The 16,654-nt window shown below is 65.0% G+C and carries 12 protein-coding genes, 1 tRNA gene and 1 pseudogene; all 14 read left to right on the top strand.

The window, feature by feature from the left end; translation table 11 throughout:
- A pseudogene (locus ASE43_RS21185) lies at positions 1–100 on the top strand (elongation factor Tu); the annotation flags it as partial.
- Positions 101–223: 123 nt separating this feature from the next.
- Positions 224–299: transfer RNA gene (locus ASE43_RS07290), tRNA-Trp, on the top strand.
- Positions 300–392: 93 nt separating this feature from the next.
- Entirely contained in the window at positions 393–767 is a 375-nt protein-coding gene (gene secE / locus ASE43_RS07285) for a preprotein translocase subunit SecE (protein ID WP_056183348.1), read from the top strand.
- 4 nt (positions 768–771) lie between these two features.
- A complete protein-coding gene (gene nusG / locus ASE43_RS07280) occupies positions 772–1,341 on the top strand; it encodes a transcription termination/antitermination protein NusG (protein ID WP_056183347.1) in 570 nt (189 codons plus the stop codon).
- A gap of 204 nt (positions 1,342–1,545) precedes the next feature.
- The gene (rplK, locus tag ASE43_RS07275) at positions 1,546–1,974 is read left to right on the top strand and encodes a 50S ribosomal protein L11 (RefSeq protein WP_055902450.1); all 429 of its coding nucleotides are present in this window, start codon (positions 1,546–1,548) and stop codon (positions 1,972–1,974) included.
- Between the two features lie 3 nt (positions 1,975–1,977).
- The gene (gene rplA / locus ASE43_RS07270; protein ID WP_055902452.1) at positions 1,978–2,676 is read left to right on the top strand and encodes a 50S ribosomal protein L1; all 699 of its coding nucleotides are present in this window, start codon (positions 1,978–1,980) and stop codon (positions 2,674–2,676) included.
- A gap of 394 nt (positions 2,677–3,070) precedes the next feature.
- Complete coding sequence (rplJ, locus tag ASE43_RS07265; protein WP_057160015.1) at positions 3,071–3,601, top strand: 50S ribosomal protein L10; 531 nt, start codon at positions 3,071–3,073, stop codon at positions 3,599–3,601.
- Between the two features lie 67 nt (positions 3,602–3,668).
- On the top strand, positions 3,669–4,043 hold the full coding sequence (rplL, locus tag ASE43_RS07260) for a 50S ribosomal protein L7/L12 (RefSeq protein WP_057160014.1): 375 nt from the start codon (positions 3,669–3,671) through the stop codon (positions 4,041–4,043).
- A gap of 271 nt (positions 4,044–4,314) precedes the next feature.
- On the top strand, positions 4,315–8,466 hold the full coding sequence (gene rpoB, locus ASE43_RS07255; protein ID WP_056183340.1) for a DNA-directed RNA polymerase subunit beta: 4,152 nt from the start codon (positions 4,315–4,317) through the stop codon (positions 8,464–8,466).
- 120 nt (positions 8,467–8,586) lie between these two features.
- Complete coding sequence (rpoC, locus tag ASE43_RS07250) at positions 8,587–12,834, top strand: DNA-directed RNA polymerase subunit beta' (RefSeq protein ID WP_057160013.1); 4,248 nt, start codon at positions 8,587–8,589, stop codon at positions 12,832–12,834.
- Between the two features lie 358 nt (positions 12,835–13,192).
- Positions 13,193–13,567, top strand: a complete 375-nt coding sequence (gene rpsL / locus ASE43_RS07245; protein WP_036115437.1) for a 30S ribosomal protein S12 — start codon at positions 13,193–13,195, stop codon at positions 13,565–13,567.
- A gap of 83 nt (positions 13,568–13,650) precedes the next feature.
- The gene (rpsG, locus tag ASE43_RS07240) at positions 13,651–14,118 is read left to right on the top strand and encodes a 30S ribosomal protein S7 (RefSeq protein ID WP_055902462.1); all 468 of its coding nucleotides are present in this window, start codon (positions 13,651–13,653) and stop codon (positions 14,116–14,118) included.
- Positions 14,119–14,265: 147 nt separating this feature from the next.
- Positions 14,266–16,386 (top strand): elongation factor G, encoded by a 2,121-nt coding sequence (gene fusA, locus ASE43_RS07235; protein ID WP_056183329.1) that lies wholly within the window; start codon positions 14,266–14,268, stop codon positions 16,384–16,386.
- A 164-nt stretch (positions 16,387–16,550) separates the two neighbouring features.
- The coding region (locus tag ASE43_RS07230; protein ID WP_082559638.1) for a GTP-binding protein at positions 16,551–16,654 on the top strand (104 nt) is incomplete at its 3' end.

Here is a 16,654-nt window from a genome sequence, read left to right as displayed (position 1 = left end):
GCTGATCAACCCGGTGGCGATGGACGACGGCCTGCGCTTCGCGATCCGCGAAGGCGGTCGTACGGTCGGCGCCGGCGTGGTGGCGAAGATCATCAAGTAAGATCTCGGCGACGGTCGCAAGGCCGTCGCGAGCCGCGAACGGCGGGCCGGTAAGCACGGTCCGCCTTCGCTGTTTAGAGGAAACCGAGTCTTGCGGGACTCCCGCGGGCCGGTTCGAAGCAATACGCCAGTAGCTCAATTGGCAGAGCAGCGGTCTCCAAAACCGCAGGTTGGGGGTTCGAGTCCCTCCTGGCGTGCCACCTAGGCAATGCGGATCCCTCCGCGCAAGCCCGGCCCCGCGGTCGGACTTTCACCAAGAAGGCGGCTGCGCAAGCGCCCCCGCGATGGAACGGATGAACAGCAAGGTCGAACAACACGGTTCTGCGTCCGCAGGCGACTTCGTCAAGTACGCCCTGGCGGTGCTTCTGGTCGCTGGCGGCGTGTTCGCGTTCTACTGGTTCGACTGGGCCACCGCGCTGCGCGCGCTGGTCGTGGTCGCCGGTCTGGTCGCCGGCATCGGCGTGTTCCTGACCAGCGCCAAGGGCCACCAGACGCTCGAGTTCCTGTCCGAGTCGCGTTTCGAGCTGCGCAAGGTGGTCTGGCCGACCCGCCAGGAAGCCATGCGCACCACCTGGGTAGTGATGATCGCGGTCGCGATCCTCAGCCTGATCCTGGCCGGCTTCGATCTGATCATCGCCGAACTGGTCAAACTGATTTTGGGGCACTGAGGCAATGACCGAAGTACATAAGCGCTGGTACGTCGTTCACGCCTACTCCGGCTTCGAGAAGTCGGTGGCGCAGGCGCTGCGCGATCGCATCGTGCGTTTCGAGATGCAGGAGCGCTTCGGCGACGTCCTGGTTCCGACCGAGGAAGTGGTGGAGATGCGCTCCGGCCAGAAGCGCCGTTCCGAGCGCAAGTTCTTCCCGGGCTACGTGCTGGTCCAGATCGCCACCCACGACGAAGCCGGCATCCCGCGCATCGACAGCGAAAGCTGGCACCTGATCAAGGAAACCCCGAAGGTCATGGGCTTCATCGGCGGCACCGCCGACCGTCCGCTGCCGATCCAGGACCGCGAGGCGGACATGATCCTGCAGCGCGTTCAGGACGGCGTCGAGAAGCCCAAGCCCAAGGTCCTGTTCGAGCCTGGCGAGATGGTCCGCGTCATTGACGGCCCGTTCGTGGACTTCAACGGCGTGGTCGAGGAAATCAACTACGACAAGAGCCGCCTGCGCGTGGCGGTGCTGATTTTCGGCCGCTCGACCCCGGTCGAGCTCGAGTTCGGCCAGGTCGAGAAGGCCTGACCGGGGCTCCGGCGCCCTCCAGCAGGGTTCCGGAAAGCCTGCTATACTTTCCGGCTGCGCAGCCCAGGGCGCGCACCGAACCAGGAAACCGCAGCCGCCGCAAGGCGGCTGTCGGCGTCTGAAAAAACGTGAAGCCGGGACACGTGATATTCCCGGTCCGATGGGGAGCCTGAGTCCCAGGCGCTTGCACCCGGAGAGAAGAAGATGGCTAAGAAAGTAGTTGGTTACATCAAGCTGCAGGTGAAGGCCGGTCAGGCCAATCCGTCGCCGCCGGTGGGCCCCGCCCTCGGTCAGCGCGGTCTGAACATCATGGAGTTCTGCAAGGCGTTCAACGCCGCGACCTCCAAGCTGGAGCCGGGTCTTCCGACCCCGGTGATCATCACCGCGTACTCCGACCGTACCTTCACCTTCATCACCAAGAGCACCCCGGCTTCGGTGCTGCTGAAGAAGGCCGCCGGCATCAGCTCGGGCTCCAAGCGCCCGAACACCGAGAAGGTCGGCAAGGTCACCCGTAAGCAGCTCGAGGACATCGCCAAGGCGAAGGAAGCCGACCTGACGGCGGCCGACCTGGAAGCGGCGGTGAAGACGATTGCGGGTTCGGCCCGCAGCATGGGTCTCGTGGTGGAGGGCTAAGACATGGCGATCAGCAAGCGCGAAAAAGCAATCAAGGCCGCCGTGGTCCCGGGTAAGGCTTACGCCTTCGACGAGGCCATCAAGATCGTGAAGACCGCGACCAAGGCCAAGTTCGTCGAGTCCGTCGACGTCGCCGTCCGTCTGGGCGTGGACGCGAAGAAGTCCGACCAGCAGGTGCGCGGTTCGACCGTGCTGCCGGCCGGTACCGGCAAGTCCGTGCGCGTGGCGGTGTTCGCCCCCGCGGGCGCCAAGGCCGACGAGGCCCTGGCCGCTGGCGCCGAGGCCGTCGGTATGGACGACCTGGCCGAGAAGATGCAGGCCGGCGACCTCAACTACGACGTCGTCATCGCGACGCCGGACGCCATGCGCGTGGTCGGTAAGCTCGGCCAGGTGCTGGGCCCGCGCGGCCTGATGCCGAACCCGAAGGTCGGCACCGTCTCGCCGAACCCGGCCGAAGCGGTCAAGAACGCCAAGGGCGGCCAGGTGCGTTACCGCACCGACAAGGCCGGCATCATCCACTGCACCATCGGCAAGGCCTCGTTCGAAGACGCCTCGCTGAAGGACAACCTGCAGGCGCTGCTGCTGGACCTGATCAAGGCCAAGCCGTCGACCGCCAAGGGTCAGTACCTGCAGAAGATCTCGATCAGCTCGACCATGGGCCCCGGCGTGACCGTGGACCAGGCTTCGCTGGCGCTCAAGTAAGAAACATTAGGAGTGAGTGCGGGGAAGTGAGGAGTGAGCGAAAAGCCAAGTTCGCTCCTACTCGTTTCTCACTGCTCTCGTCTCACTCCTAGATTTTTGAGGGCATCGCCAGGGCTAACCCCCGAACGAAGCCGTCAAAGACCGCAGGCGCGGTCAGCGCGTATCGACGACGGGCACGGAAGCTCGGTTTGGCAAGGAGTCGCCGTCGGTACTAGCGGGATCGCTTAATTCGGACTCTTCGGAGCCGGGCCCGCGCAGATGGTGCCGCCCTACTGAAACCTTTCAGGAAAGGCCACCACCCGGGACGCCCCAGGCGTCCCCGGCGCCAAGGACAGGTGCCGCTCAGGACCGCAAGCGGCAGAAGCCGTGAGCGGAGTTCACAAGAGGAGTGTTTATGGCTCTTAATCTGTCTCAGAAGCAAGAAGTAGTCGCCGAGCTGGCAGAAGTCGCCGCGAAGGCTCACTCCTTGGTTGCTGCCGAGTACGCGGGCACGACGGTCGCTCAGATGACCGCCATGCGCAAGAAGGCTCGTGAAACCGGTGTGTACTTGCGTGTCGTCAAGAACACCCTGGCTTCCCGCGCCGTGGCGGGTACCGAATACGAGTGCGCCCAAGACGCCCTCGTCGGTCCGCTGCTGTACGCGTTCTCGACGGAAGAACCCGGCGCTGCCGGGCGTCTGATCAAGGAATTCGCCAAGGGCAACGACAAGCTGCAGGCCAAGGTGGTCGCCATGGGCGGCCAGCTGTACCCGGGCAGCCACGTCGAAGTGCTGGCCTCGTTGCCGACCCGCGAGCAGGCCCTGGCCATGCTGGCGCGCGTCCTCGCCGAACCCGCAAGCATGTTCGCCCGCGCCGTCAAGGCCGTGGCCGACAAGCAAGGCGGCGGCGAAGCCGCACCGGCCGAAGCCGAAGCGGAAACGGCGTAATCGCCGTTCGCTCAGCGAATACCTACTGAACCGATTCGTAAGATCAATTTCCTAAAAGGTTAATCACATGTCCCTGTCCAACGAACAGATCGTCGACGCCATCGCCGAGAAGACCCTTCTCGAAGTGATGGAGCTGGTCAAGGCGATCGAAGAGAAGTTCGGCGTCTCCGCCGCTGCCCCGGTCGTCGCTGTCGCCGGCCCGGCCGCCGATGCCGCCCCGGCCGAAGTGCAGACCGAGTTCAACGTCATCCTGAAGGCCGCCGGCGAGAAGAAGGTCGAGGTCATCAAGGCCGTCCGTGCCATCACCGGCCTGGGCCTGAAGGAAGCGAAGGACCTGGTCGAAGGCGCTCCGCAGACCGTGAAGGAAGGCGCTTCGAAGGAAGAGTCCGACAAGATGAAGAAGGACCTCGAGGCCGCTGGCGCGACCGTCGAAGTGAAGTAAGTTGCATCGCGTCGCCGGATTCATCCTGGCGACCACCTGAGGCTGGGGACGAAAGTCCCCGGCCTTTGGCCGTTGTTGGAATATCGGAAACAAAGTCCCGAGTTGGCAGTCGGAAGTAGCGGGAGAAGGCGTGCTGGTGCCGGCAATACCAGCGACTTCCCACTGTCAGTTCTTCGTTCCCTCTGGGTTTGCGGTCGCGGACGCGCGATCTGCCCGAGACGCCGCAACGGCGTATCGAAAGCCCACCAGAAAACCGAGGCGGTAGCTCACCATGACGTACTCGTTCACCGAAAAGAAGCGCATCCGCAAGGACTTCGGCAAGCGCAAGTCGATTCTCGAAGTGCCTTTCCTGCTGGCCATCCAGGTCGACTCCTACCGCGAATTCCTGCAGGAGAACACCGAGCCGAGCAAGCGCGCCGATCGCGGCCTGCATGCGGCCCTGAAGTCGGTGTTCCCGATCTCCAGCTACAGCGGCAACGCCGCGCTCGAATACGTCGGCTACAAGCTCGGCGATCCGGCGTTCGACGAGCGCGAGTGCCGTAACCGCGGCCTCAGCTACGGCGCCCCGCTGCGCGTGACCGTGCGCCTGGTGATCTACGACCGCGAGTCGTCGACCAAGGCCATCAAGTACGTGAAGGAGCAGGAGGTCTACATGGGCGAGATTCCGCTCATGACCGACAACGGCACCTTCATCGTCAACGGCACCGAGCGCGTCATCGTCTCGCAGCTGCACCGTTCGCCGGGCGTGTTCTTCGATCACGACCGCGGCAAGACCCACAGCTCGGGCAAGCTGCTGTACAGCGCTCGCATCATCCCCTACCGCGGCTCCTGGCTGGACTTCGAGTTCGACCCGAAGGACGCGCTGTTCACCCGTATCGACCGCCGCCGCAAGCTGCCGGTCACCGTGCTGCTGCGCGCGTTGGGCTACAACAACGAAGAGATGCTCGCGCAGTTCTTCGAGATCAACACCTTCCACATCGACCCGAAGGAAGGCGTCCAGCTCGAGCTGATCCCCGAGCGCCTGCGCGGCGAGACCCTCAACTTCGACCTCGCCGACGGCGACAAGGTCATCGTCGAGGCCGGCCGCCGCATCACCGCGCGCCACGTCAAGCAGCTCGAGCAGGCCGGCGTCGCCGCCCTGGCCGTGCCGGACGAGTACCTGGTCGGCCGCATCCTGTCCAACGACGTCGTCGACGCCAAGACCGGCGAGCTGCTGGCCTCGGCCAACGACGAAATCAGCGACGACCAGCTGGCCGCGTTCCGCAAGGCCGGTATCGACAGCGTCGGCACGATCTGGGTCAACGACCTCGACCGCGGCCCGTACCTGTCCAACACCCTGCGCATCGATCCGTCCAAGACGCAGTTGGAAGCGCTGGTCGAGATCTACCGCATGATGCGTCCGGGCGAGCCGCCGACCAAGGACGCCGCGCAGAACCTGTTCCACAACCTGTTCTTCACCTTCGAGCGCTACGACCTGTCGGGCGTCGGCCGGATGAAGTTCAACCGCCGCATCGGCCGCAAGGAAACCACCGGCGCTTCGGTGCTGTACGACGCCAAGTACTTCGCCGAGCGTAAGGACGAAGAGTCCGCGCGCCTGCGCAACGAGCTGGGCGATAGCTCCGACATCCTGGACGTGATCCGCGTCCTGACCGAGATCCGCAACGGTCGCGGCACCGTCGACGACATCGACCACCTGGGCAACCGCCGCGTGCGTTCGGTCGGCGAAATGGCCGAGAACGTGTTCCGCGTGGGCCTGGTCCGCGTCGAGCGCGCGGTCAAGGAGCGCCTGTCGATGGCCGAGTCCGAAGGCCTGACCCCGCAGGAGCTGATCAACGCCAAGCCGGTGGCCGCCGCGATCAAGGAGTTCTTCGGCTCCTCGCAGCTGTCGCAGTTCATGGACCAGAACAACCCGCTGTCGGAAGTCACGCACAAGCGTCGCGTGTCGGCCCTCGGCCCGGGCGGTCTGACCCGCGAGCGCGCCGGCTTCGAAGTGCGCGACGTGCACCCGACCCATTACGGCCGCGTCTGCACCATCGAGACGCCGGAAGGCCCGAACATCGGCCTGATCAACTCGCTGGCCGTGTTCGCCCGCACCAACAAGTACGGCTTCCTCGAGACGCCGTACCGCAAGGTCGTGGACGGCAAGGTCACCGACGACATCGAGTTCCTGTCGGCGATCGAAGAGAACGAGTACGTCATCGCCCAGGCCAACGCGACCCAGGACGACAAGGGCGTGATGACCGACCAGTTCGTGGCCTGCCGCTACCAGGGCGAGTCGCTGCTGAAGCCGCCGCTCGAGATCCACTACATGGACGTCTCGCCGATGCAGACCGTGTCGGTCGCGGCGGCGCTGGTCCCGTTCCTCGAGCACGACGACGCCAACCGCGCGCTGATGGGCGCGAACATGCAGCGTCAGGCCGTTCCGACCCTGCGTAGCCAGAAGCCGCTGGTCGGCACCGGCATCGAGCGCGCCGTGGCGCGCGACTCGGGCGTGACCGTGAACGCCCTGCGTGGCGGCGTGATCGAGCAGATCGACGCCGGCCGCATCGTGGTCAAGGTCAATGAGGACGAGATCACCGACGTCACCGACGCCGGCGTCGACATCTACAACCTGATCAAGTACACGCGTTCGAACCAGAACACCTGTATCAACCAGACTCCGCTGGTGAAGGTGGGCAACGTGATCGCCCGCGGCGACGTGCTGGCCGACGGTCCCTCGACCGACATCGGCGAGCTCGCGCTCGGCCAGAACATGCTGGTCGCGTTCATGCCGTGGAACGGCTACAACTTCGAAGACTCGATCCTGCTCTCCGAGCGCGTGGTCGAGGAGGATCGCTACACCACGATCCACATCGAAGAGCTGACCTGCGTCGCCCGCGATACCAAGCTGGGGCCGGAGGAAATCTCGGCCGACATCCCGAACGTCTCCGAGCAGGCGCTGAACCGCCTCGACGAGTCCGGCGTGGTCTACATCGGCGCCGAAGTGCGTGCCGGCGACATCCTGGTCGGCAAGGTCACGCCGAAGGGCGAGTCGCAGCTGACTCCGGAAGAGAAGCTGCTGCGCGCGATCTTCGGCGAAAAGGCTTCCGACGTTAAGGACAGCTCGCTGCGCGTGCCCCCGGGCATGGACGGCACCGTCATCGACGTGCAGGTCTTCACCCGCGACGGCATCGAGAAGGACAAGCGCGCGCGCCAGATCGAGGAATCCGAGATCAAGCGCGTCAAGAAGGACTTCGACGACCAGTTCCGCATCCTCGAAGGCGCGATCTACGCCCGCCTGCGCTCGCAGCTGGTCGGCAAGGTCGCCAACGGCGGCGCCGGCCTGAAGAAGGGCGACGTCATCACCGAGGCGTTCCTGGCCGGGCTGAAGAAGTCCGAGTGGTTCACCCTGCGCATGAAGGACGACGAGGCGATCGACGCCATCGAGCGCGCCCAGAAGCAGATCGACACCCACGAGAAGGAATTCGAGCGCCGCTTCACCGACAAGCGTTCGAAGATCACCCAGGGCGACGACCTCGCGCCGGGCGTGCTGAAGATGGTGAAGGTGTTCCTGGCCGTTAAGCGCCGCATCCAGCCGGGCGACAAGATGGCCGGCCGTCACGGCAACAAGGGCGTGGTCTCGACCATCGTTCCGGTCGAGGACATGCCGTACGCCGCCGACGGCCAGACCGTCGACATCGTGCTGAACCCGCTGGGCGTGCCGTCGCGTATGAACATCGGCCAGATCCTCGAGGTGCATCTGGGCTGGGCCGCCAAGGGCCTGGGTCAGAAGATCCAGCGCATGCTGGAGGCTCAGCAGAAGATCGCCGAGCTGCGCAAGTTCCTCGACGATATCTACAACCACGACCAGAAGGTGCACGGTCAGCGCGTCGATCTGAAGCAGTTCAGCGACGAAGAGCTGTTGACGCTGGCCCACAACCTGACCGACGGCGTGCCGATGGCGACGCCGGTGTTCGACGGCGCCGCCGAAGTCGAGATCAAGCGCATGCTGGAACTGGCCGAACTGCCGAGCAGCGGTCAGACCATCCTGCACGACGGTCGTACCGGCGAGGCGTTCGAGCGTCCGGTCACCATCGGCTACATGCACATGCTGAAGCTGAACCACCTCGTCGACGACAAGATGCACGCGCGTTCGACCGGTCCGTACTCGCTCGTCACCCAGCAGCCGCTGGGCGGCAAGGCGCAGTTCGGCGGCCAGCGTTTCGGCGAAATGGAAGTCTGGGCGCTGGAAGCCTACGGCGCGGCCTACACCCTGCAGGAAATGCTGACGGTGAAGTCCGACGACGTGCAGGGCCGCAACCAGATGTACAAGAACATCGTCGACGGCGAATACGAGATGGTCGCCGGCATGCCGGAGTCCTTCAACGTGCTGGTGAAGGAAATCCGCTCGCTCGCGATCAACATGGAGCTGGAAGAGAACTGAGAAGCAGTGATTGGGGATTCGGGATTCGGGATTGGCAAAGGCTCAGGCCGGCCGTCCCGATCCATCGAGTCCCCGCTTTAACGAATCTCAAATCTCTAATCCCGAATCCCGGAGTCACACATGAAAGACTTGCTCAATCTCTTCAACCAGCAGCGCCCCGCGCTGGACTTCGACGCGATCAAGATCGCGCTGGCTTCGCCCGACCTGATCCGTTCGTGGTCGTTCGGCGAAGTGAAGAAGCCGGAAACCATCAACTACCGTACCTTCAAGCCCGAGCGCGACGGCCTGTTCTGCGCCGCGATCTTCGGACCGATCAAGGACTACGAGTGCCTGTGCGGCAAGTACAAGCGCATGAAGCACCGTGGCGTGGTCTGCGAGAAGTGCGGTACCGAGGTCACTCTGGCCAAGGTCCGTCGCGAGCGCATGGGTCATATCGACCTGGCTTCGCCGGTCGCCCACATCTGGTTCCTCAAGTCGCTGCCGTCGCGCATCGGCCTGATGCTGGACATGACCCTGCGCGACATCGAGCGCATCCTGTACTTCGAGGCCTATGTCGTCACCGAGCCGGGTCTGACCCCGCTTGAGCGCGGCAATCTGCTGACCGAAGAGCAGTTCCTGCAGGCGCGTCAGGAGCACGGCGACGACTTCGAGGCCGCGATGGGCGCCGAGGCGGTCTACGACCTGCTGCGCACGATCGACCTCCAGGCCGAGATGATCCAGCTGAAGGAAGAGATCGCCTCGACCAACAGCGAAACCAAGCTCAAGCGCCTCACCAAGCGCATCAAGCTGGTCGAAGCCTTCCTCGAGTCGGGCAACCGCCCCGAGTGGATGGTCATGACCGTGCTGCCGGTGCTGCCGCCGGACCTGCGTCCGCTGGTCCCGCTGGACGGCGGCCGCTTCGCGACCTCCGACCTGAACGACCTGTACCGCCGCGTCATCAACCGCAACAACCGTCTGCGCCGCCTGCTCGAGCTCAATGCGCCCGACATCATCGTGCGCAACGAGAAGCGCATGCTGCAGGAGTCGGTCGACGCCCTGATGGACAACGGCCGTCGCGGCCGCGCCATCACCGGCACCAACAAGCGCCCGCTCAAGTCGCTGGCCGACATGATCAAGGGCAAGCAGGGCCGGTTCCGTCAGAACCTGCTCGGCAAGCGCGTGGACTACTCGGGCCGTTCGGTCATCGTGGTCGGTCCGACCCTGCGTCTGCACGAGTGCGGCCTGCCGAAGAAGATGGCGCTGGAGCTGTTCAAGCCCTTCATCTTCGCCAAGCTGCAGCGTCGCGGCCTGGCCACCACGATCAAGGCCGCCAAGAAGCTGGTCGAGCGCGAAGAGGCCGAGGTGTGGGACATCCTCGAAGAGGTGATCCGCGAGCACCCGGTGCTGCTGAACCGCGCCCCGACCCTGCACCGTCTGGGCATCCAGGCGTTCGAGCCGGTCCTGATCGAAGGTAAGGCCATCCAGCTGCACCCGCTGGTCTGCACCGCGTTCAACGCCGACTTCGACGGCGACCAGATGGCCGTGCACGTCCCGCTGAGCCTCGAGGCCCAGCTGGAAGCGCGCGCCCTGATGATGGCGTCGAACAACATCCTGTCGCCGGCCAACGGCGAGCCGATCATCGTGCCGTCGCAGGACGTCGTGCTCGGCCTGTACTACATGACCCGCGCCCTCGAGAACAAGATGGGCGAGGGCATGGCGTTCGCCAACGTGGCCGAAGTCAAGCGCGCCTACGACAACCGCGTCGTGCAGATCCACGCCAAGGTCAAGGTCCGCATCAGCGAGACCGTGGTCAACGAGGACGGCACCCGCACGCCGAAGACCTCGATCGTCGACACCACCGTCGGCCGCGCCCTGCTGCGCGAGATCCTGCCGGACGGCCTGCCGTTCGCGCTGGCCAACACCGAGCTGACCAAGAAGAACATCTCGCGCCTGATCAACAGCTGCTACCGCATGCTGGGCCTGAAGGACACGGTCGTGTTCGCCGACAAGCTGATGTACACCGGCTTCGCCTACGCGACCCGCGCCGGCGTCTCGATCGGCATCGACGACATGATCATCCCGAAGGAAAAGGAAGGCATCGTCGCCGAGGCCGAAGGGGAAGTGCTGGAAATCCAGCAGCAGTACCAGTCGGGCCTGGTCACCGCCGGCGAGCGCTACAACAAGGTCGTCGACATCTGGTCGCGCACCAACGAACGCGTCGCCAAGGCGATGATGGACGCGATCGGCACCGATCACATCACCAACGCCAAGGGCGAGGCCGTCGATCAGAAGTCGATGAACTCGCTGTACATCATGGCCGACTCGGGCGCCCGCGGTTCGCAGGCGCAGATCCGTCAGCTGGCCGGTATGCGCGGCCTGATGGCGCGTCCGGACGGCTCGATCATCGAGACGCCCATCAAGGCGAACTTCCGCGAAGGCCTGAACGTGCAGGAGTACTTCAACTCCACGCACGGTGCCCGTAAGGGTCTGGCCGATACCGCGCTCAAGACCGCGAACTCGGGTTACCTGACCCGTCGTCTGGTCGACGTGGCGCAGGACGTGGTGATCACCGAAGACGATTGCGGCACGCTCGAGGGTCTGATGATGACCCCGATCGTCGAAGGCGGCGACGTGGTCGAGCCGCTGCGCGACCGCGTGCTGGGTCGTGTCGTGGCCGAGGACGTGTTCCTGCCGGGCAACGACGAGGATCCGATCGTCACCCGCAACACCCTGCTCGACGAGGCCTGGGTGGCCAAGCTCGAAGAGGCCAGCGTCCAGTCGATCAAGGTCCGCTCGACGATCACCTGCTCCAGCAGCTTCGGCGTGTGCGCCAACTGCTACGGTCGCGACCTCGGCCGCGGCCACCTGGTCAACCACGGCGAAGCGGTCGGCGTCGTCGCCGCGCAGTCGATCGGCGAGCCCGGCACGCAGCTGACCATGCGTACGTTCCACATCGGCGGCGCGGCTTCGCGAGCGGCGGCGATCGACAACGTCACGGTCAAGACCACCGGTTCGATCAAGTTCAACAACCTCAAGCACGTCGCGCACGCCAACGGCCACCTGGTCGCGGTGTCGCGCTCGGGCGAACTGTCGGTCCTCGATCCGCACGGCCGCGAGCGCGAGCGCTACAAGCTGCCCTACGGCGCCACCATCAGCGTCAAGGACGCCGCCGAGATCAAGGCCGGCCAGCAGGTCGCGAACTGGGATCCGCATAACCACCCGATCGTGTCGGAAGTGGCGGGCTTCATCCGCTTCGTCGATTTCGTCGACGGCGTGACCGTCATCGAGAAGACCGACGACCTGACCGGCCTGGCTTCGCGCGAGATCACCGATCCGAAGCGTCGCGGCTCGCAGGGCAAGGACCTGCGTCCGGTCGTGCGCATCGTCGACAAGAACGGCAAGGACCTGTCGATCCCGGGTACCGATCTGCCGGCGCAGTACCTGCTGCCGCCGCGTTCGATCGTCAACCTGCAGGACGGCGCCCCGGTGGGCGTGGGCGACGTGGTCGCCAAGATCCCGCAGGAAGCCTCCAAGACCCGCGACATCACCGGCGGTCTGCCGCGCGTGGCCGACCTGTTCGAGGCGCGCAAGCCCAAGGACCCGGCCGTGCTGGCCGAGCGTTCGGGCATCGTCTCGTTCGGTAAGGACACCAAGGGCAAGCAGCGCCTGATCATCAAGGACACCGACGGCAACGAGCACGAAGAGCTGATCCCGAAGTACCGCCAGATCATCGTGTTCGAAGGCGAGCACGTGGAGAAGGGCGAGACCGTGGTGGACGGCGAGCCGAGCCCGCAGGACATCCTGCGCCTGCTCGGCGTGGAGCCCCTGGCCGTGTACCTGACCAAGGAAATCCAGGACGTCTACCGCCTGCAGGGCGTGAAGATCAACGACAAGCACATCGAAGTGATCGTCCGTCAGATGCTGCGCAAGGTCGAAATCACCGACCAGGGCGACAGCAAGTTCCTGCACGGCGAGCAGATCGAGCGTCAGCGCTTCGTCGAGGAGAACGCCCGCCTGCTGGCCCGCAACGAGATCCCGGCCAAGTACGACCCGGTCCTGCTGGGCATCACCAAGGCCTCGCTGGCGACCGAGTCGTTCATCTCGGCCGCGTCGTTCCAGGAGACCACCCGCGTCCTGACCGAGGCCGCCGTGCGCGGTACCCGCGACGGTCTGCGCGGTCTGAAGGAAAACGTGATCGTGGGTCGCCTGATCCCGGCCGGTACCGGCCTGGCGTACCACACTCAGCGCCGCAAGAACGCCTCGGGTCTGACCGACTCGGAGATGGAGGCGCTGTCCGGCCCGGTTGCGGTGGCGGTCGAGGCTCCGGCCCCGGCAGTCGTCGAGGCCGAGGTCGCGGCGCCGGCCGGCGACGAGTCCAGCGCCTCCTGAGGCCTGGACCCGCCCCCGACCCTTCCCCGTGCGCGGGGGAGGGCGGCGGCCGGTAGGTGCTGGCAAGCCGGCGCCAAGTAACGTATAGTTAGCAGTTCGGACTGTCCCTCGGGACGTCCCAGATCACGAAAAGAGGCGCATGGAGCGCCTCGTGTTCGGCCCAGGGTAGGGCGGGATCGCAGGTAGTAGAACGGCTGTGCCACGCGGAAACCCCGCGGCGGGCGGCTGTTCCGATAGCTCGCGTTGACGGTAACGTCGAACGCGGGCTATACTTTTTCGTCTCGGTGGGCCGGTTTTGCCGGCTTGCCGTTTGCTTCTCAACGTAGTGGCCTTACCGCCCCTCACCAAAGAGTTCCTGATGGCAACGATCAATCAGCTCGTCCGCAAGCCGCGGCAGGCGACCACCTACAAGAGCGCCTCGCCGGCGCTCGCGAACTGCCCGCAGCGTCGCGGCGTTTGCACCCGCGTGTACACCACCACCCCGAAGAAGCCGAACTCGGCGCTGCGTAAGGTGGCCAAGGTTCGTCTGACCAACGGTTACGAGGTCATCTCGTACATCGGCGGCGAAGGCCACAACCTGCAGGAGCACAGCGTGGTGCTGATCCGCGGCGGCCGAGTCAAGGACCTGCCGGGCGTGCGCTACCACACCGTTCGCGGCTCGCTCGACGCCGCCGGTGTCGCCAAGCGTCGCCAGAGCCGTTCCAAGTACGGCGCGAAGCGTCCGAAGTCCTAAGCGCGTAGCTGCCCAGGCGCGCGCCCTTCGGCGCCGCAACCCGCAAGCACGTCTGTCAAGAATCACGAGAATAGGTACGCACCATGTCGCGTAAAGGTTCCACCCCGCAGCGTTCGGTCCTGCCCGATCCCAAGCACGGCAGCGAGACGATCGCGCGCTTCATCAATATGGTCATGCAGAGCGGCAAGAAGTCCGTCGCCGAGAAGATCGTCTACGGCGCCATGGACGTGATCGGGGAGAAGAACCCGAACGCGCTCGAGCTGGTCGAAAAGGCCCTCGGCAACGTCTCGCCCGCGGTCGAAGTGAAGTCGCGTCGGGTCGGCGGCGCCACCTACCAGGTGCCGGTCGAAGTGCGTTCGTCGCGCCGTATGGCCCTGGCGATGCGTTGGCTGATCGAGTCGGCGCGCAAGCGCGGCGAGAACACCATGCCGCGCAAGCTCGCCGCCGAACTGCTCGACGCCTCGGAAAACCGCGGCGGCGCGATCAAGAAGCGCGAAGAAACCCACCGTATGGCGGAAGCGAACAAGGCGTTCGCCCACTACCGCTGGTGATCAGAGCGCCCCAGGGCACCTGAGTGCCCGGGCCTCAGCAGCGCGTCGCGCGCTGCCGCGGCGGCGTAATGGCCGCCTAGCGAACCGGAGGCCGCCCACGAGGCGGCGTCCGGCCATCTGGAATTCGAAAACTTACGAGAGGGTCCCGTGGCTCGCACCACTCCCATCGAGCGTTACCGCAACTTCGGCATCATGGCCCACATCGACGCGGGCAAAACCACGACGTCCGAACGCATCCTTTTCTACACCGGCGTCAGCCACAAGATCGGCGAAGTGCACGAAGGTGCCGCGACGATGGACTGGATGGAGCAGGAGCAGGAACGCGGCATCACCATCACTTCCGCCGCGACCACCGCGTTCTGGAAGGGCATGGACAAGTCCCTGCCGGAACACCGCTTCAACATCATCGATACCCCCGGACACGTCGACTTCACCATCGAAGTCGAGCGCTCGCTGCGCGTGCTCGACGGCGCAGTGTTCGTGCTGTGCGCCGTGGGCGGCGTGCAGCCGCAGTCGGAGACCGTGTGGCGCCAGGCCAACAAGTACTCCGTGCCGCGCATGGCGTTCGTCAACAAGATGGACCGCACCGGCGCCAACTTCGACAAGGTCGTTGAGCAGCTGAAGGCCCGTCTGGGCGCCTACGCCGTGCCGATGCAGGTGCCGATCGGCGCCGAAGAAGGCTTCGAGGGCGTGGTCGACCTGCTCAAGATGAAGGCGATCCATTGGGACGTCGCGTCGCAGGGCACCAAGTTCGAGTACCGCGACATCCCGGCCGACCTGCAGTCGAAGGCCGAGGAAGCGCGCGCGTTCATGGTCGAAGCCGCGGCGGAAGCCTCGGAAGAGCTCATGGACAAGTACCTCAACGAGGGCGAGCTGACCGAGGAAGAGATCATCGCCGGTCTGCGCGCGCGCACCCTGCGCGTCGAGATCGTGCCGGTGTTCTGCGGCTCGGCGTTCAAGAACAAGGGCGTGCAGGCCATGCTCGACGGCGTGATCAACCTGCTGCCGTCGCCGTCCGACCGTCCGCCGGTTCCGGGCATCGACGAGGACGAAAAGGAAGACAGCCGCAAGGCGTCCGACACCGAGCCGTTCTCGGCGCTGGCGTTCAAGATCATGACCGACCCGTTCGTGGGTTCGCTGACCTTCTTCCGCGTCTACTCGGGCGTGCTGAATTCGGGCGACCAGGTGTACAACCCGGTCAAGTCGAAGAAGGAACGCGTCGGCCGCATCCTGCAGATGCACGCCAACCAGCGCGACGAAATCAAGGAAGTCCGCGCCGGCGACATCGCCGCGGCCGTGGGCCTGAAGGACGTGACCACCGGCGACACGCTGTGCGCGCAGGATCACATCATCACCCTCGAGCGCATGATCTTCCCGGAGCCCGTCATCTCGATGGCGGTCGAACCGAAGACCAAGTCGGACCAGGAAAAGATGGGTATCGCACTGGGCCGTCTGGCGCAGGAAGATCCCTCGTTCCGCGTCCGCACCGACGAAGAATCGGGCCAGACCATCATCGCCGGCATGGGCGAGCTGCACCTGGACATCCTCGTTGACCGCATGAAGCGCGAGTTCAACGTCGAAGCCAACGTCGGCAAGCCGCAGGTGGCCTACCGCGAGACGATCCGCAAGTTGGACGTCAAGTCGGATTACAAGCACGCCAAGCAGTCCGGCGGTAAGGGTCAGTACGGTCACGTCGTGATCGAGCTGTCGCCGATGAACGAGAAGGACCGCGCCAACGAGGACGTCGAGAACGATTTCCTGTTCGTCAACGACATCACCGGCGGCGTGATTCCGAAGGAATTCATCCCGGCGATCGAGAAGGGCCTGCGCGAAACCATCACCAGCGGTCCGCTGGCCGGCTTCCCGGTCGTGGGCGTCAAGGTCAAGCTGGTGTTCGGCTCGTACCACGACGTCGACTCGTCGGAAATGGCGTTCAAGCTGGCCGCGTCGATGGCGTTCAAGGAAGGCTTCCGCAAGGCCGATCCGGTCCTGCTGGAGCCGATGATGAAGGTCGAAGTCGTGACGCCGGAAGAGTACGTCGGCGACGTGATGGGCGACTTGAGCCGCCGTCGCGGGCTATTGCAGGGCCAGGACGACACGCCGTCGGGCAAGACCATCAACGCGATGGTTCCGCTGGGCGAAATGTTCGGTTACGCGACCACCATCCGTTCGCTGACCCAGGGCCGCGCCACCTTCACGATGGAATTCGATCACTACGCCGAGGCGCCGAACAACATCGCCGAAGCCGTGATCAAGAAGGGCGGCTGATTCAGGTCGGGATCCGGAGGCGGGATTCGCAAAGCGGATTCCGCCTGCTTCCGGAGCCCGTACCGGCTCTGATCCAGTGCAAGTCTAGTTAGAGGGATTGGGCGGCTTCGATCGTCGAATCCCCAATCCCGAATCACGAATCACAGAACTTTGAGAGAGACATCATGGCTAAGGGTAAATTCGAGCGCACCAAGCCGCACGTGAACGTGGGCACCATCGGCCACGTGGACCACGGCAAGACCACGCTGACCGCAGCGCTGACCAAGGT

Source organism: Lysobacter sp. Root983 (assembly GCF_001429345.1).
Taxonomy (GTDB): domain Bacteria; phylum Pseudomonadota; class Gammaproteobacteria; order Xanthomonadales; family Xanthomonadaceae; genus Lysobacter.
Note: the sequence above shows the minus strand (reverse complement) of the source record. Positions and strands in the feature narration are given on the sequence as shown.